This window comes from Stenotrophomonas sp. YJH_SMC_14-1 (assembly GCF_059372275.1).
Window position 1 is genome coordinate 26009 of the sequence record NZ_JCAFVK010000005.1, and the last position, 17421, is coordinate 43429.

The following is a 17421-nucleotide window of genomic DNA, read 5'->3' on the forward strand; positions in this document are numbered from 1 at the left end:
ACGCCATGCGTGGATGGCCTCGCGACCATTCCTGTAGGGGCGAGCCCACGCCCGGCTGCCCCAAGCGGCCAGAAGCCTGGTTTACAGGACCGGCAGCCGCGCCTTCAGCCCCCGCTCGTCCAGCGCCTGCAGCACGCGTTCGATGATCACCCGATTGTGACCGTGGGCGGCGCCCTCATGCAGCAGCACGATGGCGCCGGGTTGCAGGTCAGGCAGCAGCCGCGACAGCACGCCCTCCGGCGTGCAGCCGACGCCGTCGTAGCCCCGGGCACTCCAGCCCACGCGCACCAGGCCCAGCGCCTTCAACACCGGTGCCACGAACGGATTGGTCATGCCCACCACCGAGCGGTACCAGCGCACCGGATGCCCGCTCAGGGCCTGCAGTGCATGCTGGCAGCCCTCGATCTCGGCCCGCATCGCCGCCGGGCCCAGACGCCAGAAGCGCGCCTGTGGGTGGCTGTGGCTGTGGTTGCCCAGGTCGTGGCCGCGGCGCAGGATCTCCTGCACCAGTTCCGGCTGTGCCAGCGCACGTTCCCCCACCAGGAAGAAGGTGGCGCGCGCCTGGTGGCGGTCCAGCAGGTCGAGCACGGCGCGGGTTTCCGGGCCGGGGCCGTCATCGATCGTCAGCCAGACGCTGTTGCCGGCCTCTGGCAACCGGCTCAGCACCGGTGCGTAGAAGCGGCTGTTGGGCAGGAATATCGGCACCATGAACAGCGCGTGGCTGGCCACCATCAGCGGCAGGCCCCAGTGCCAGCCTGCCAGCACCCATACCAGGATCACGGCCAACTGCGACGCCACCAGCCAGGGCAGCCAGCGCCAGGGCCGGGTCGGGATGCGATGCAATGTTCCTGCGTTGCTCATCCCCCATGATGCCATGAGGGGTAGAATTGATGATTCGAATTCCCGGAAACCCGACGTCCATGTCCCTCGATCCCGCCCTGCGTTCGCGCATCGAATCCATCCTCAACGCCAACCGCGTCGTGCTGTTCATGAAGGGCCAGCCGTCGATGCCGCAGTGCGGTTTCTCGGCCAAGGCCGTGGGCGCCCTGCAGGATCTCGGCGTCGAGTTCGCCCACGTCAACGTGCTGGCCGACCAGGAAATCCGTGAAGGCATCAAGGCCTACGGCGACTGGCCGACCATCCCGCAGCTGTACATCGACGGCGAACTGGTCGGTGGCAGCGACATCGTGCTGCAGATGGCCGCCAGCGGCGAGCTGAGCAGCGTGCTGGGCCTGGCCGCACCGGACCGCACCCCGCCGAGCATCACCGTGACCCCGGCCGCCGTGGAAATGCTCAAGGGCGCGCTGGCCGATGCCCCGGGCGCTGCCCTGCAGCTGAGCATCGACGCCGGTTTCCAGCCGAACTTCCAGCTGGCCCCGCACGACGAAGGCGCGATCGCTGCCGAGTCCAACGGCCTGCGCGTGCAGTTCGACCTGGCCAGCGCGCGTCGCGCCAACGGCATCACCATCGACTGGGTGGACGACATCCGCGGCAAGGGCCTGGCCATCGACAATCCGAACGCACCCAAGCCGGTGCAGGAAATCAGCGTGCGTGATGCCGATGACCTGGTGCGTGCCGGCAACATCACCCTGGTGGACGTGCGCCCGGCCGAGGAGCGCGAGATCGCTGCCGTGGGCGTGCCGTTCAAGAGTTTCGACGGAAACGGCCGTGCGCAGCTGGAGGCCCTGCCGAAGGACACCGCACTGGCCTTCATGTGCCACCACGGCGGCCGCAGCGCACAGGCTGCCGAGCAGTTCCGTGCACTGGGCTTCACCAAGGTGTTCAACGTCACCGGCGGCATCAACGCCTGGTCGGAAGAGGTGGACAACGGCGTGCCGAAGTACTGATCGGCACTGAAAAAGGGGACGGAGGGGATTAAGTCGTTTATGGCACAAACGACTTAATCCCCTCCGTCCCCTTTTTCTTAGCCGGCGAACCCGCCTTCGGCCAGGTAATCCAGTTCTTCCGCCGTGGGGAAGCGACCGAGCACGGCATTGCGATGCGGGAAACGACCGAAGCGGCGGATGATGTCGCGGTGCAGTTCGGCGTACTGCAGGTATTCCTTGTCACCCAGCACGTCGAACATCGCCACCGAGCGGTCCTGGTCCAGCGGATCCTCGGAGTGCTCGAACGGCAGGTAGATGAAGGCGCGCAGCTTCGGCACCAGCTGCAGGTCCAGGCCTTCCTCGATGGCGCGCATGGCGTAATGCCGGGCCAGGCCATCGGTGGCGTAGGAATGGGCAGTACCCCGGAAGCAGTTGCGCGGGAACTGGTCGAGCAGCAGCATCAGGGCCAGCGCCCCTTCGGCACTGCCCAGCCAATGTTCGCGCGCGCGCGAAGCGGCGGCGAAATGCTCATCCAGAAACAACTGGCGGAACTGCGCGTCGAACGCGTCGTCGCGGGCGAACCACTTCGCAGGGCCCGCCTCCTTCCAGAATTCCACCACATGCGCGGCAACGTCCATCACCTACTCCCCAGGGCCGGCGCGCCGCGCCAGGCCATCATCATCATTCGTCGAAGCGCAGGTGGCGGACCGACTTGCCGTTGCGCCGGATAAGCTTAAGCGCCTCGATACCGATCTGGATATGGTTTTCCACGAACTGGGAGCTGACCTTGGCATCGGAGGCTTCGGTCTTGACCCCATCGGGGATCATCGGCTGGTCCGACACCAGCAGCAGCGCACCGCTGGGGATGTGGTTGGCGAAGCCGGCGGCGAACACGGTGGCGGTTTCCATGTCGATGGCCATGCAGCGCATCGCCCGCAGCCGCTCCTTGAAGGCCTCGTCGTGTTCCCAGACCCGGCGGTTGGTGGTGTAGACGGTACCGGTCCAGTAGTCGTGGCCGAGGTCGCGGATCATGGTCGAGACCGCACGCTGCAGCGCGAACGCCGGCAACGCCGGCACTTCCGGCGGCAGGTAGTCACCCGAGGTACCCTCACCACGGATCGCAGCGATCGGCAGCACCAGGTCGCCCAGCTGGTTCTTGCGCTTGAGGCCGCCGCACTTGCCCAGGAACAGCACCGCCTTGGGCATCACCGCCGACAGCAGGTCCATGATGATCGCGGCATTGGGGCTGCCCATGCCGAAGTTGATCATGGTGATGCCGTCGATCGTGGCGCTTGCCATCGGCCGGTCCAGGCCGATGACCGGCGCACCGGTCAGCTCGGAAAAGGTATGCAGGTAGCCGCCGAAGTTGGTCAGCAGGATGTGCTGGCCGAACTGGTCCAGAGGCACGCCGGTATACCGGGGCAGCCAGTTGTCGACGATTTCCTGCTTGCTTTTCATGGGCGGTCCGGTACGGCGGGGGACCGGGTATTTTCGGCCACCCGGCCGGTGCAGTCGAGCCGCCGTCGACCGTCCTGTGAAGAAGGTCACTTGGCAAGCCCGCCGCCACCGGGCTAGCGTCGGCGGTTGGACCAGGTTGCAAGGGGAACTGCATGGCATCGACGTTGTTGCGCGCCGGGGTGGTCCTGGCGCTGCTTTCATTGAGTACGGCTCCGGCGGTGGGCGCCTCGCGCTTTGTCGCCGATCCCTACCCCAGCACCTACCAGGCCCATCCCGATGCGCCGGTACTGATCCACAACGCCACCGTGCTGACCGGTACCGGCCAGCGCCTGGACAACGCCGATGTGCTGCTGCGCGACGGCCGCATCGTTGCCGTCGGCCGCCAGCTGCAGGCCGATGCCGGCGTCACCCGCATTGATGCACAGGGCAAGTGGGTCACTCCGGGCCTGATCGACGTGCATTCGCACCTGGGCGTGTATCCCAGCCCGGGTGTCGGTGCGCACAGCGACGGCAACGAGATGACCGCACCGGTCACCGCCAACGTCTGGGCCGAACACTCGGTGTGGCCGCAGGACCCGGGCTTCGCCACCGCGCTGGCCGGCGGCGTGACCAGCATGCAGGTGCTGCCGGGCTCGGCCAACCTTGTCGGTGGCCGCGGCGTGACGCTGAAGAACGTCCCGGCCATCACCTACCAGGCGATGAAGTTCCCCGGTGCGCCGTGGGGCCTGAAAATGGCCTGCGGCGAGAACCCCAAGCGGGTCTATGGCGAGGGCAAGGGCGTGACCCCGGCCACGCGCATGGGCAACGTGGCCGGCTATCGTGCCGCCTTCATCGATGCCGCCGACTACATCGCCAAGAACAAACCCAAGCCGGCCAAGCGCAAGAGCTGGTTCGGCAGCGACAAGGGCGACAGCGCCGGTGATGCCGGCGGCAAGCGCGATCTCAAGCTGGACACGCTGGCCGGCGCGATCGAAGGCGACATCCGCGTGCACATCCACTGCTACCGCGCCGACGAGATGGCCACCATGCTCGATCTGGCCAAGGAATTCGGCTTCAAGGTAGCCGCCTTCCACCACGGCGTGGAGGCCTACAAGCTGGCCGACAGGCTGGCCGCCGACGGCGTCTGCGGTGCGCTGTGGGCCGACTGGTGGGGCTTCAAGATGGAAGCCTTCGACGGCATTCCGGAGAACATCGCGCTGGTCGACCGGCCGAAGAACAGCTGCGCCATCGTCCACTCCGATTCACCCGAGGGCATCCAGCGCCTGAACCAGGAAGCAGCCAAGGTGATGGCGTCCGCGCGCCGCGCGCGCATGCCGGAGATCACGCCCGAACACGCCATCACCTGGATGACCGCCAACGCCGCCAAGGCGCTGGGCATTGAAGGCCAGACCGGCACCCTGGAGGCCGGCAAGATGGCCGACGTGGTGGTCTGGAACGGCAACCCCTTCAGTTCGTATGCGCTGGCCGAGCAGGTCTTCATTGATGGCCGCAGGTTGTACGACCGCAGTGCACCGGCAGCGACGCCGCGTTCTGATTTCCAGCTTGGCCAGGAGGTGCGTTGATGATGGTGCTCAAGCAGTTGGCGCAGTCTGCCGCGAAGGGCAGCCGAGCATGGTTCGGCGCTACTGTCATGGTGCTGGCCTGCATCTCCGCATCCGCACAGGCACAGGACCTGCTGGTGCGCAACGCAACGGTGCACACGGCCAGCGCACGCGGCAGCCTGCACAACGCCGATGTGCTGGTCCAGGGTGGCATCATCCGCGCGGTCGGCCCCGGCCTGTCCGCGCCGGCCGGGGCGACCGTGGTCGAAGCCAATGGCGGACCGCTGACCCCGGCCCTGTTCGGTGGCATCACCGAAACCGGCATCGAAGAGGTCTCGGGTGAATCGAGCACGGTGGACAGTTCGTTGAAGCTCGGTGAGCAGCCGCTGCGCCCGGAATTCGACGTCACCCTCGCCTACAACCCGGCCTCGGTGCTGATTCCGGTCACGCGCCTGGAAGGCATCGGCTTCACTGCATTGGGGGCAGCCACTGGTGGTGGTTTCGTGGCCGGCCAGGGCGGCGTAATGCGGCTGGACGGCAGCGCCGACCCGATCGGCCCGCGTGCCCTGTTCCTGCGCATCGGCGCGGCCGCCTCCGAACTGACCGGCCATTCGCGCGCCGCGCAATGGATGCTGCTGCAACAGATGGTCGACGAAGCACGCGGCCAGGTTGCTGTGGATTCTCCGCACGCGCTGTTGACCCCGGCCGGGCGCCGTACGCTCAGTCGCTACCTGGCCGGCCAGGGCCGCATCGTGGTGGAGGTGGATCGTGCCTCGGACATCCGCCAGCTGCTGCGCTGGGCCACACGCGAGAAGGTAAAGATCGCCATTGCCGGTGCCAGCGAAGCCTGGCAGGTCGCGCCGGAGCTGGCCGCTGCGCACGTGCCGGTATTCGTCGACGTGCTGGCCAACCTGCCGGCCAGCTTCGATCAGCTCGGTGCCACCCTGGAAAACGCCGCGCGCCTGCAGCGTGCCGGCGTGGCGGTTTCTTTCGTGCAGCGCGGCGACGCCACCCACAATGCGCGCAAGATGCGCCAGCTGGCTGGCAATGCAGTGGCCAACGGCCTGCCCTGGGCTGACGGTCTGGCCGGGCTGACCCGGGTACCCGCACAGGCGTTCGGCGTGGCCGACCAGATCGGCAGCATCGAGCCCGGCAAGCGCGCCGACCTGGTGCTGTGGGAAGGCGACCCGCTGGACGTGGCGCACTATGCCGAACAGGTCTGGCTGGGCGGCCGTGCGATGCCGATGCGCTCGCGCCAGACCGACCTGCGTGATCGCTACCTGCAGCGCAATGCGCAGCCCTGACCGCATTGAAGGACACCACCATGGCCACCCTGCGCTGGTACTTCGACTTCGTCTCGCCCTACTCCTACCTGCACTGGCAGAAGCTGAAACAGTTGCCGCAGTTCGCGCAGATCCAGACCGTGCCGATCGCCTTCGGCGCGGTGCTGCATCACCTGGGCAATCTCGGGCCGGCCGAGATTCCGGCCAAGCGCCGTTTCATCTACCGCCAGCTGCAATGGACCGCGCAGGCCGAGGGCACGCCGATGCGCTTCCCGCCCGGCCATCCGTTCAATCCGTTGTCGGCGCTACGCCTGTGCCTGGCCGCCGGAGCCAGCGCACAGGCGGTGGACGTGCTGTTCGACTGGATCTGGCGCGACGGCCATGCCGGTGACAGCGCCGAAGCCCTGCGCGAACCAGGTGCGCAGCTGGGCATCGAGGATGTCGCCAGCGCCATCGCCGCCCCGGCGGTCAAGGAACAGTTGCGGCGCAACACCGAGGCCGCAATCGGCGCCGGGGTGTTCGGGGTCCCAACCCTGGCCATCGACCAGGAACTGTTCTGGGGCAACGACGCCCATCCGCTGATGGCGGCCGTGCTGGCCGATCCTGCCCTGCTGCAGCAGCCCGGATGGCAACGCCTGGACAGCCTGCCGGTGGCGGTGCAGCGCGATAGCTGAACAGGGGTGGCGCGTTTCCCTCGGGCGCGGGCTCTGGTTTTGAGATAGATTTCACGTTTCCGAACCTACAACCGCCCTGGAGGGGGAGCCGCGGATGCGCATCGGAATCGTCGTCGACTCGGCCTGCGACCTGCCGCAGGACTTCATTGCCGAGCACAACATCGTGCTGCTGCCGATCACCGTCCGCATCGGCGAAGCCGTGCTGGCCGATCACCGCGATGAGCAGGCCACGCTGAGCTTCCTGCACGCGCACGTGGCCGAACACGGCGCCGAGGCGGAAACCATTCCCTTCAGTGTCGCCCAGATCCGCGACCTGTTCCTGCAGCAGCTGGTGATCGATTACGACCACGTGTTCTGCATGACCATCACCAAGACCCGCAGCCCGATCCACGACAACGCACTGCAGGCCAGCTTCGCCATCCTCAACGACTACAAGCCGGTGCGCCAGGCGGCAGGCTACAACTCACCGTTCGCGCTGCGCGTGCTCGATACCCAGAACCTGTTCGCCGCGCAGGCGGTTACGGCGGTGGAAGCCGTGCGCCTGCGCGAGAGCAACGCCAGCGTGCAGCAGATCCGCGAGCGGCTGGAGGAACTGGCCGGCAACGTGCACGGCTACATGGTCACCCGTGACCTGTACTACATGCGTGCGCGCGCACGGCACAAGGGCGACCGCAGTGTCGGCCTGCTCAGTGCGGCGCTGGGCAGCGCGCTGGACATCAAGCCGGTGCTGCACGGCTACCGCGGCGAAACCGGGCCGGTAGCCAAGATCAAGGGCTTCGACAATGCCGTGCAGAAGCTGTTCGCGGTGGTCGGCCAGCGCGTACGTGCCGGACTGATGACGCCGACGGTGTGCGTCAGCTACGGCGGAGAACTGGACGAGCTGCGTGCCCTGCCCGGCTACGCACAGCTGAAAGAGGTCTGCGCCACCCATGGCGTGACCGTGTACGAATCGGTGATGAGCCTGACCGGCATGGTCAACGTCGGCAAGGGCGCGGTCACCGTAGGCTTCGCCGATGGGCCGCATCGGTTCGAATGAGCGCTGGCCACGGCCGGAATCTGCACATCGATTCCACTGCGGTTGTGCCAGTCTTGCCGCACTTCAAGGAGAACTCCATGCCTGCGCAGTACCACATCAGCCTGCCCGACCCGTCCAAGGCCCGTGGCAATGACCCTGACCTGTCCTTCCACTCGCAGGGCGCCGCCGGTTTCGCCGAAGAGCTGCAGGACGCCCTGCGCAGCGGCACGCTGTTCGAGCGCTGGAAGGCCAAGCAGCCCGACCCGGACGCGGTGGAACCGCAGTGGGGCGTGACCGATCCGGAGGCCACCGTGACCGGCGAGCAGAAGGACCTGCGCATCAACCTGGTCGCCACCACCCGCATCGACAGCGACGTGTTCAAGCAGCGCCTGCGCCTGCTGGCCGGCAGCCACTGGGAACTGCGCGACGTGCGTTGAGGCCCTGCCCTGGTAGTTGCCAACCTTGGTTGGCAACTACCGGGACGCGAGGTAGTGCCGGCCGCTGGCCGGCATCCGCAACATCCATGAAGGTGCCGGCCAGCGGCCGGCACTACCAGCCTCCACCCAGCGCGCGGTACAGCTCTACACGCGCGATCGCGGCGGTGGCCTGGCTGTTGGCCAGCGCGGCCTGGTTGTCCAGTGCGATGCGCTGGGTGGTCAGCACGTCCAGCATGTCGACCACGCCGGCCTGGTACTGCCGGCGCGCCGCCCCCAGTGCCGTCTCGCTCTCATCCACTGCCACGTGCAGCTGCACCGTGCGCTGCTGCTCGGCACTGTAGCCATCCATGGCGTCATCCACTTCGTGCCATGCCTGCAGCACGGTACGGCGGAACTGCAGGGCCGACTGTTGCTGCTGCAGCCTGCTCAGCGCGAGATTGGCCTTCAGCCGTCCGCCCTGGAAGATCGGCAGGCTGATCGACGGACCGATGCTGAAACGGTGCGCGTTCCAGCCATCCAGATCATCGAGCTGCTTGGCCTGGAAGCCGGCGTCGCCATTCAAGGTGATGCGCGGCAGGAAACTGGCCTTGGCCACGCCGATGCCTGCCGTTGCCGCATGCAGTGCCGCTTCGGCACGACGGATGTCCGGGCGACGCTCGGCCAGTTCACTGGGCAGCCCCATCGCTACGGCCGGCAACGCCGGCCAGTCACGGCGTGCATCCTGCAGCTGCGCGTCCAGCGCCTGCGGCGGCTGCGCCAGCAGGAACGCCAGCGCATTGCGCAGCTGCGATTCGCGATGCCGCAACGGCGCGATGCGTGCCTGCAGCGATGCCACCTGCGCGGCCGCGCTGGACACCTGCAGCGTGCTGGCCACACCCTGGCGTTGGCGTGCTTCGGTCAGGCGTTTGATGTCGTGGGCGATGCTGAGGTTGTCCTCGGTGATCGCCAGCAGCTGCCGCGTCGCGCGCAGCTGCAGATAATCACGCGCGGTTTCCGCCAGCAGCGCGATGCGCGCTGCATGTGCATCATCCTCGGCCATCTGCACGCGCGCTTCGGCCGCTTCCACCTGGCGCCGCACGCGGCCCCACAGGTCCAGTTCCCAGCTCAGGCCGATACCGGCCTGGAACAGCCCGTAGTCATCACGGCCGCCGTTGCCGGACGGATCATTCAGGCCCACCTCGCTGTTGCGTGCACGCACGCCACTGGCGCTCGCGCTGACGCTGGGCAGGCGATCGGCGCCGGTGATGCCGCGTGCAGCACGGCTCTGCTGCACGCGGTTGGCCGCCAGCTGCAGGTCCAGGTTGGCCGCCAGCACCTGGTTGGCCAGCTGCCCCAGCAGCGGATCGTCGAAACCGGCCCACCAGGCCGCGTCCTGGTCGATGGCGTTGCCGGCGACGGCCTCACCCTGCCAGTGGCTGGGCAGTTCCGCCTGCGGGCGTACGAAGTCCGGACCCATCGTGCAGGCAGCCAGGGCCGTGCACAGGCTGGTCGCAACGAAGGTGCGGAACACGGTGACTGCGCTCATGCGCCCTCCCCGCTCTTGTGGCCCGGACTGTGCTGCACGCTCTGCGCGCGCGCGCGGCTGCCCAGGTCAACGCTGGCTTCCACCGACATGCCGGCACGCAGCTGGTCCAGCAGCGGCTGGCCCGGCTCCAGCACGATCTTCACCGGAATGCGCTGCACCACCTTGGTGAAGTTGCCGGTGGCGTTCTCTGGTGCGACGGCAGCAAAGGTGACGCCGGTGGCTGGTGCAATGCTGTCGATGTGCCCGCGCAGCGGCTTGCCCGGGAATACGTCCACCTTCAGTTCGACCTGCTGGCCGGCCTGCATGCGGGTCATCTGCGTTTCCTGGAAGTTGGCGACCACGAAGGCGCGCTTCAGCGGTACCACCGCAGCCACCGGCGTACCCGGCGTCAGGTAGGCACCCACGCGCACTGCGCGGCGACCGACCATGCCATCGATCGGTGCGCGCAGCACGGTGTGCGACAGATCCAGTTCGGCGCGTGCCTGCGCGGCTTCCGCACGCTGCACCGCCGCCTGTGCAGCCTGCACGCCCGCGCTGAGGATGTCGGTGCGCTGACGTGCGGTCGACAGCGCGGCCTGGCCCTGCTGCAGATGCGCACTGGCCACGGCCTGCTTCGACTGCGCCTGCTGCGCGTTCTGCACGGTACCGGCGCCGTCACGGGCCAGTTCGCGGTAACGCTGCTGGTCGGCACTGGCCAGGGTCAGTTCGGAACGGCTGACATCGACACTGGCCCTGGCCTGCGCGATCAACGAGTCCTGCTGGGCCAGTGCGGCCTGCGCATTGGCCAGCTGTGCACGGGCATTGGCGAGGTCGGCACGGGCCGCCTGCAGGGCGACCTGGTAGTCGCGGTCGTCGATGCGGGCCAGCACATCACCGGCCTTCACCGACTGGTTGTCCTCGACTTCCACGGCACTGACGAAGCCGGGAATCTTCGGCGCTACCAGGGTGTAGTCGGCCACCACGTACGCATTGTTGGTGGTCTGGTGGCCGCCATCGCGCAGCAGCAGCCACGCGCCGACGGCCAGGGCCAGCACGCCCAGGCCCAGACCAGTGTTGAGGGTGGTTCGATTGATCGTCATGAGGGGGTTCCTGCGAAAGGTTCAGGCCACGGCACGTGGCGGATGGATGCGGGTGGGCATCCAGGCAATGAGGGGAATGAAGGCCAGCGCCACCAGTGCGACCACCCAGTACAGGTCGGCCGAAGTCAGCGCCTGTACCTGTGCATGCAGGCGCGCGCCCAGCTGCGGGCCATCGGCCAGCCACGGTTGCTCGCCAAGGCGGTCGACCAGCACGGTGGAATGGAAATGACGGCGGCCCTGGGCGACGGCATCCAGCACGCCACCGGCGAGCACGGCAGCGAAGCCCTTGACCGTGTTGAACCAGGCCGAGGCGAACGGGCCGTCCTGCGGCGCCAGGCCGCCGGTGGCCAGCATCAGCAGCGGCAGCACCGCCATCGATTGCGCGAACACCTGCAGCAGCTGCACCCACAGGAAGTTGTCGCGGATCCAGGCCACGTCCAGGTGCGAGCCCAGCCAGCAGGCCAGCGCCAGCATCGCCAGGCCCGTGGCCTGCACCCAGCGGCAGTCCACCGCGCGGATGTTCAGCAGCGCCGCCACCAGCGGCAGCGCGATCACCTGCGGCAGCGCCACCCACAGCAGCATCGGTGCGGTCTGCAGCGGCCGGTAGCCCTGCACGCTGGCCAGGAACCCGGACGGGATCGAGATCACTGCCAGCAGCACGAACAGCACGCCGCCCAGCGTCACCAGCGAGTAGCTGAGATTGCGGTTGGCCAGCAGCTGCAGCTTGAAGAACGGCAGCGGATGGAACCATTCATTGATCATGAACAGCACCATCAGGCCGGCACCGCCACCGATCATCAGCGTGATCATCGGCGAGTCGAACCAGTTCAGCCGCGGGCCCTGCACCAGGCCCAGCACCAGCAGCACCAGCGCCGGCAGGCCCAGCAGCAGGCCGACGCCATCGAACTGGGCAAAACGCTCCAGCCGCAGCGGGTCCTGCGGCAGGCCCCAGCCGACCATCGCCATGGCGGCCAGGCAGTACGGCACGATCTGCCAGAACGCCCAGTGCCAGCCCACCTGCTCGACCCAGAACGCGGCCAGCGGCGTGCCCATGCTTGGGCCGAACGTCGCCGTCAGCGCGTAGCCGGCCAGGCCATACAGCTTGGTGCCCGGGGGCAGGAAGCGCAGCGCCACGCTCATCAGCAGCGGCGGCAGCGCGCCACCGCACAGACCCTGCAGCGCGCGCAGCAGCAGGAACACCTGCAGGTTCGGGGCAAGCGGGCACAGCACGCCCAGCACCATGAAGCCACCGATCATCGCCAATGCGAAGCGGCGCAGCGAGAAGGTGGCGGCACACCACGGTGCGAAGGCCATCGCGCTGACCGACATCGCGCTGTAGAGGGCGACGATCCAGCTGCCGTCGTCGACGCTGAAACCCATCGCGCCACGGATGTCGGCCAGGGCGACCTTGGTGATGTTCTCGTTGAAGCCCGACACCAGCACCGCCAGCAGCACGCCACACAGGCCGACCAGAATGCGGCGATCGAGCCCGGGGGCGGCGGCAGGACGGGGCGCTGCGGCGGCCGGGACAGCGGCGGCCGGCGTACTCATCGCCGGGCACCTATCCGTGCAGTGCACGGCATGTTGGGGATCATTGGAATGCGCTCAGTGAAACTCCGGGGAGCGCAGTCTAGGGAGCCGGTACCCTGCGAAAAATGGCGCAACCCGCATCCCAGGCGTGCGCCAGGCGCACGCCTGCAGATGTCAGCGCGGGGCCTCCCCTGCGCTTTCGCACATGGTCTTGATCGAGCGCCGCAGCCACTGGTGGGCGGCGTCGTTGTCCAGGCGTGGATGCCAGGCCTGCACGATGGCGGCGGTCCGCACCGGGATCGGCAGCGGGAACAGGCGCAGCGGCAGGCGCATGCTGACGATCCGCTCCAGCATCACGCTCGGCATCTGCGGCAGGATCAGGTCCGATTCGGCCGCCGCGAAGATCGCGCCGTGGAAGGTCGGGCTGATCAGCGCCACCCGCCGCTGCAGGCCCAGCGCGGCCAGATCATCGTCGATCGGACCACGCGGCAGGCCGCGGCGCGACACCGCGATGTGGTCGCAGGCGGCAAAACGCTCGGCGCTGATCTCCTCATCGAACAACGGATGATCTTCGCGCGCGGCGCCCATGAACGAGGTACTGAACAGGTTCTGCACCTTGGTATCGGGCGCATGCTTGCCGGCCGTGCTGATGTACAGGTCGATCCGGCCCTGCGCCATCGCATCGTCGTCGGTATCGCCTTCGGGCACGAAGCGCAGCACTGCGCGCGGCGCCTGCTGGCGGAACAGCTCGCGCAGGCGTCCGCCGAAACCACCGACGAACACATCATTGGCACGCACGCTGAAGGTCCGCTCGAGCACGCGCATGTCTACTTCGCGACCGGCGTTGAAGACGCGGTGGGCCTGCTCGATCACATCGCGGACCTGCTCGCGCAGCTGCAGGGCGCGGGGCGTGGGCGCCAGACCGCGGCCGGCACGAACCAGCACCGGGTCGCCCAGCGCGGTGCGGACCCGGCCCAGGGTACGGCTCATCGCCGGCGCGCTCAGGTTCATCCGGCGCGCGGCGGCGGCCACGCTGCATTCGTCAATCAGCACGTCCAGTGCCAGCAACAGGTTCAGGTCCGGCAGGGGCATGAGAGTCTCCAGTAAATCAGATGACTTTACGGCACTTGCAACCACGGTGGATTGCGTTCGACGCATTCATTGACTGCCGCGCACGGCATGGGTGCGCGCGGTGACATCGGCGACCATCCCCGGCCTGCCAAGGAGACATCCATGTTCAATACCCTGCTGGTCGCCCTGGATGGTAGCCCCCAGCACGCACGCGTGCTGGACCTGGCCGCCGCCATCGCCGGCCCCCACAGCCGCCTGCACCTGCTGTGCGTGCTCGACCCCGAATTCGCGCTGGCGGCCAATGCCAGCGAAGCCGACCGCATCGAGTACCCGGAAGCCGCCCGCCAGCGCTCGCGGGCCGAAGCGGTGCTGGCCGAAGCCCTGGCCGAGCTGTGCGAACGCGGCGTCGACGCCATCGCGCAGATTCCCTCCGGCGACCCGGGCGAAGTGATCAGCGAGCAGGCCCGGCGCCTGAAGTGCGACCTGATCGTCATCGGCCACCGCCACCTGTCCCGGCTGGAACGCCTGTTCGAACCCTCGATCGGGCAATGGACCATCGACCACGCGCCCTGTCCGGTGCTGGTGGAAACCCGCGACCCACAGCCCTAGCCACCATGGCCTCCCGTTCCCCGTTGTTTCCCACCCGGGTCAACTACCGCGCCTTCGGTCGACAGTTCGGCCGCGGCGAACAGGCGCTGCTGGGCGCGATACGGCAGCTGCGCGACCCCGATCTGCAGGCCGATGGCCTTGCCCAGCTGAGCGGACTCGGGCTTGGCCAGGAGGGATGCGACGCCTTCATCGGCCTGCTGCCGCTGCTGGCCACCCCCGCCGCTCCGATCGATCTGCTGCCGGCCGGCTCTCCCTTCATTGCCGCCAGCGAGCTGGACCTGCTGGTCTGCCTGCTGCGCATCGCACAATGGCGGCATGCGCGGCCCCGCGAAGACGACACGCTGGCACCGTTGCGCCGTCAACTGGCACGCTGTGCGATGGCCGTGCAGGCGGCAAACCTGCCGTTGCGGCAGCGCTCGTTGTCACCGGTCGGGCTGAGGCTGCTCGATCCGACCGGCTGGTTGCGGCAGCGATAAGCCGTCGCGTCCCCCGTGTGATCGCATGCAGAGAGCTGCTCAGCAGTCCATCGTTCCGTGCGTGCTGCCCTCGTCGTCCAGCACGTGCGCATGCAGGATCACCTGATTGCGGCCAGCCCGCTTGGCGGCATACAGGCCGGCATCGGCGTCTGCCAGCAACTGATCGGCACTGGCCAGAGCCGGCGGATGCAGGTAACCCACGCCGACGCTGATGCTGACCGGGCCTTCCGGCAATGGCAGCGCTTCGACCGCTTCGCGCAGCCGCTCGGCCAGCGCCAGCACGCCCGACAACGGGCTTCCGGGCACGATGACGGCGAACTCTTCACCGCCATAACGCGCAACGCTGTCACCACCGCGACCGGCTATGGTCTTCAGCACCCCGGCCACCGCCTGCAGGCAACGATCACCGGCCGGATGGCCGTGCTGGTCGTTGAAGGCCTTGAAGTGGTCGATATCCACCAGCAGCAGGCCCAGCTCGGTGCCGCTGCGCCGTGCGCGATTCCACTCGGACGTCAGCCGTGCGTCGAACTCGCGGCGGTTGGCCACGCCGGTCAGGCCATCCTGCCGCGCCAGTTGATCCAGTGCTGCCTGGCGTTCCAGAAGATCGGTCTGCAGCAGGACGCTGCGCAGGCCGAAGCCAAGGGTGGCTACGACGAAGCCGGCAACGGCCAACGGCCGCGCATGATCGACCACCAGCGTGCCGACCACCAGCAGCAGCAATGGCAGGATGATCGGACCGGCGGCCTGCACCGTCCTCGCCAGCCGCGGGTGTGCCGTGGTGCCTGTGTCCGGCCTCGTGTCCAGCGCCAGGCAGGCGATCAGCAGAAAAGGTACGTCGATCAGCAGATCGTTGAACGCACCGAATGCATCATCGGAGGTGTAGTGGTTGATGTAGTAGGCCACCAGCAGATAGGCCAGTGCGTACAGCGCCAGTGCGCGGAAGAACCTGCGCCGTTCGGGCACGTCGCCGGCCAGCCATCGCACCACGGCGAACGCGGCGATACACAGGTTCTGGATGTCGAACATGCGCTGCATGTTGGACATCGCATGGGCGTCGACCTCGACACGGGCGGCGAACGATGCGGTGTGCACGAAGAACAGCACACCCAGCAGCGCCGCCATCGCCGCGTCGATCAGGCTGATGCTCAGGCGCTCGCGGCGTGCCCGCGCCAGGATGAACACCAGGGGCACGCCATACAGCACGTACAACAACAGGCTGACGCGTGGGGTGAAGTCAGCCCGGCCGGCACCCAGCGCATCCACCATGTTGAACGTCATGCCGCCGGCCCACAGCAGCAGTGCCATCGCGGTAGAACGCCAGCCCAGAGTGGCGCGGTCACGTTGCGCCCGCACCAGGCACGCGGCGGCGGCCAGCAGCGGTGCGCCGGTCAGGAAAACGAAGGAGCCTACCCCGGCGGGGCCAGGCCACAGAGCCAGCACCATGCCATGGCACAGCACATACAGCAGCGCCAGCACTACCGGCATGCATCCCCCGATCCGCAAGGCCTTCTACGCGCACGATAGCGCGGGGCGGCGCCATAAGGGTGTGATCCATCGCTGAAAAAGGGGACGGAGGGGATTAAGTCGTTTGCGGCACAGCGGCAAATGACTTAATCCCCTCCGTCCCCTTTTTCCCAGGGCGCTCAGCCCTGCAGGGCGCGGGCGTGGTGGGCGATGTGCTCGCCGATGAAGCTGGCGATGAAGTAGTAGCTGTGGTCGTAGCCGGGCTGCAGGCGCAGGGTCAGCGGATGGCCGGCGGCATCGCAGACCTGCTGCAGGCGCTGCGGCTGCAGCTGGGTCTGCAGGAACTCGTCCGCCTCGCCCTGGTCGACCAGCAGCGGCAGACGCTCGTCAGCCATAGCGATCAGCTCGCAGGCATCCCATTGCGCCCAGTCGGCCGGGTTGTCGCCCAGATAGGCATGGAAGGCCTTCTGCCCCCACGGCACGTGGCTGGGCGCGACGATCGGCGAAAACGCCGACACGCTGCGATAGCGCCCGGGGTTGCGCAGCGCGATCACCAGCGCGCCATGGCCGCCCATCGAATGGCCACTGATCGCGCGCGCGTCGGTCACCGCGAAGTTCGCCTCGATCAGCGCCGGCAGCTCCTGCGCCACGTAGTCGTGCATGCGGTAATGCTTCGCCCACGGTGCACGGGTGGCATTGAGGTAGAACCCGGCGCCCTTGCCGATGTCGTAGCCTTCGGCATCGGCCACGTCATCACCGCGCGGGCTGGTATCAGGCGCAACGATGATCACACCGTGTTCGGCGGCGTAGCGCTGTGCGCCGGCCTTGGTGATGAAGTTCTGCTCGGTGCAGGTCAGGCCGCTCAGCCAGTACAGCACCGGCAGCTTCTGTGTTTCCGCCTGCGGTGGCAGGTACACGGCAAACTGCATGTCGCAGCCCAGCGTGGTCGAATGATGGCGGTAGACGTCCTGCCAGCCGCCAAAACAGGCGCGGTGTTCAATGCGTTCCATGGTGCTCTCCTGCGCGGCGCGTCAGCGCACGCGTGCTTCTGGTAGATGCCGACCTTGGTCGGCTTATCCACGCCCGGCGTGGATGCCTTGGTTGATCAGTTCATCCAGCTGTGCCAGCAGGCGCAGCAATGATTCGACGCCAGGCTGGCCGTCCAGGTTGCGATACGCCGCCACCGCCACGTCGCTGCGCGGTGGCCACTGGCCGTCGGCGCGGGCCTCGTAGAGGCGCGGCAGGAATACCTGCGCAAGCCACTGCTCGAACGGCATGCCATCGTCGCTGCCGAAGGCCGAAGTCACCGCACGCGGTGGTCCCACCTCGCCGTCGACCCAGCCCAGCGCACGCAACGCCTGCTCGATCGACACCACCAGAGCCGCGCGCGGGTCTTCCGCACGCGGCCGGCGCAGGGCATCGAACCAGCCCAT

18 protein-coding genes are annotated in these 17421 nt (G+C 67.8%); 8 read left to right on the plus strand and 10 right to left on the minus strand.

What is annotated here, in order from left to right; genetic code table 11:
• Nucleotides 1-81: 81 nt before the first annotated feature.
• Nucleotides 82-861 carry a polysaccharide deacetylase family protein gene (locus tag AC5P9P_RS13270; protein WP_033835208.1) on the minus strand — a complete coding sequence of 260 codons (780 nt, stop codon included), beginning with the start codon at nt 859-861 and terminating at the stop codon, nt 82-84.
• 59 nt (nt 862-920) lie between these two features.
• On the opposite strand from AC5P9P_RS13270, the gene grxD reads away from it, so the two are divergent.
• Nucleotides 921-1847, plus strand: a complete 927-nt coding sequence (gene grxD, locus AC5P9P_RS13275; RefSeq protein WP_049396503.1) for a Grx4 family monothiol glutaredoxin — start codon at nt 921-923, stop codon at nt 1845-1847.
• 77 nt (nt 1848-1924) lie between these two features.
• Here the strand turns inward: grxD and AC5P9P_RS13280 are convergent, their stop codons facing one another.
• Together AC5P9P_RS13280 and AC5P9P_RS13285 are read right to left on the minus strand one after the other, a co-directional pair.
• Entirely contained in the window at nt 1925-2464 is a 540-nt protein-coding gene (locus tag AC5P9P_RS13280) for a DUF924 family protein (RefSeq protein ID WP_111108633.1), read from the minus strand.
• 43 nt (nt 2465-2507) lie between these two features.
• The gene (locus AC5P9P_RS13285; protein WP_005414446.1) at nt 2508-3284 is read right to left on the minus strand and encodes an AMP nucleosidase; all 777 of its coding nucleotides are present in this window, start codon (nt 3282-3284) and stop codon (nt 2508-2510) included.
• 152 nt (nt 3285-3436) lie between these two features.
• Here AC5P9P_RS13285 and AC5P9P_RS13290 point away from each other — a divergent pair, with 152 nt between their 5' ends.
• The 5 genes from AC5P9P_RS13290 to AC5P9P_RS13310 all read left to right on the plus strand — a co-directional run bounded on the left by AC5P9P_RS13290 (nt 3437) and on the right by AC5P9P_RS13310 (nt 8234).
• Nucleotides 3437-4846, plus strand: coding sequence for an amidohydrolase (locus tag AC5P9P_RS13290; protein ID WP_033835210.1), 1410 nt, complete (start codon nt 3437-3439; stop codon nt 4844-4846).
• Nucleotides 4846-6129, plus strand: coding sequence for an amidohydrolase family protein (locus AC5P9P_RS13295; protein WP_049403550.1), 1284 nt, complete (start codon nt 4846-4848; stop codon nt 6127-6129). Before AC5P9P_RS13290 ends, AC5P9P_RS13295 begins: the two co-directional genes overlap by 1 nt.
• Nucleotides 6130-6149: 20 nt before the next feature.
• Complete coding sequence (locus tag AC5P9P_RS13300; protein ID WP_495232855.1) at nt 6150-6782, plus strand: 2-hydroxychromene-2-carboxylate isomerase; 633 nt, start codon at nt 6150-6152, stop codon at nt 6780-6782.
• 94 nt (nt 6783-6876) lie between these two features.
• A complete protein-coding gene (locus AC5P9P_RS13305; protein ID WP_049403548.1) occupies nt 6877-7818 on the plus strand; it encodes a DegV family protein in 942 nt (313 codons plus the stop codon).
• Between the two features lie 77 nt (nt 7819-7895).
• Nucleotides 7896-8234, plus strand: coding sequence for a hypothetical protein (locus AC5P9P_RS13310; protein ID WP_005410998.1), 339 nt, complete (start codon nt 7896-7898; stop codon nt 8232-8234).
• A gap of 112 nt (nt 8235-8346) precedes the next feature.
• On the opposite strand, the gene AC5P9P_RS13315 is transcribed toward AC5P9P_RS13310, so the two are convergent.
• The 4 genes from AC5P9P_RS13315 to AC5P9P_RS13330 all read right to left on the minus strand — a co-directional run bounded on the left by AC5P9P_RS13315 (nt 8347) and on the right by AC5P9P_RS13330 (nt 13460).
• Nucleotides 8347-9759, minus strand: coding sequence for an efflux transporter outer membrane subunit (locus AC5P9P_RS13315; RefSeq protein WP_495232856.1), 1413 nt, complete (start codon nt 9757-9759; stop codon nt 8347-8349).
• Entirely contained in the window at nt 9756-10838 is a 1083-nt protein-coding gene (locus tag AC5P9P_RS13320; RefSeq protein WP_012481236.1) for an HlyD family secretion protein, read from the minus strand. Before AC5P9P_RS13320 ends, AC5P9P_RS13315 begins: the two co-directional genes overlap by 4 nt.
• Nucleotides 10839-10859: 21 nt before the next feature.
• Complete coding sequence (locus tag AC5P9P_RS13325) at nt 10860-12389, minus strand: MFS transporter (RefSeq protein WP_495232857.1); 1530 nt, start codon at nt 12387-12389, stop codon at nt 10860-10862.
• 153 nt (nt 12390-12542) lie between these two features.
• Nucleotides 12543-13460 (minus strand): LysR family transcriptional regulator, encoded by a 918-nt coding sequence (locus AC5P9P_RS13330; RefSeq protein WP_033835215.1) that lies wholly within the window; start codon nt 13458-13460, stop codon nt 12543-12545.
• Nucleotides 13461-13601: 141 nt separating this feature from the next.
• Here AC5P9P_RS13330 and AC5P9P_RS13335 point away from each other — a divergent pair, with 141 nt between their 5' ends.
• Together AC5P9P_RS13335 and AC5P9P_RS13340 are read left to right on the plus strand one after the other, a co-directional pair.
• Nucleotides 13602-14048, plus strand: a complete 447-nt coding sequence (locus tag AC5P9P_RS13335; protein WP_049403545.1) for a universal stress protein — start codon at nt 13602-13604, stop codon at nt 14046-14048.
• Between the two features lie 5 nt (nt 14049-14053).
• Nucleotides 14054-14524, plus strand: a complete 471-nt coding sequence (locus AC5P9P_RS13340; protein WP_005411004.1) for a hypothetical protein — start codon at nt 14054-14056, stop codon at nt 14522-14524.
• 39 nt (nt 14525-14563) lie between these two features.
• On the opposite strand, the gene AC5P9P_RS13345 is transcribed toward AC5P9P_RS13340, so the two are convergent.
• From AC5P9P_RS13345 to AC5P9P_RS13355, 3 genes are all read right to left on the minus strand, one after another.
• Nucleotides 14564-16009, minus strand: a complete 1446-nt coding sequence (locus AC5P9P_RS13345) for a GGDEF domain-containing protein (protein ID WP_049403544.1) — start codon at nt 16007-16009, stop codon at nt 14564-14566.
• 158 nt (nt 16010-16167) lie between these two features.
• Entirely contained in the window at nt 16168-16998 is an 831-nt protein-coding gene (gene fghA / locus AC5P9P_RS13350) for an S-formylglutathione hydrolase (RefSeq protein ID WP_495232858.1), read from the minus strand.
• A 63-nt stretch (nt 16999-17061) separates the two neighbouring features.
• On the minus strand, nt 17062-17421 hold the full coding sequence (locus tag AC5P9P_RS13355) for a YqcC family protein (protein ID WP_049433572.1): 360 nt from the start codon (nt 17419-17421) through the stop codon (nt 17062-17064).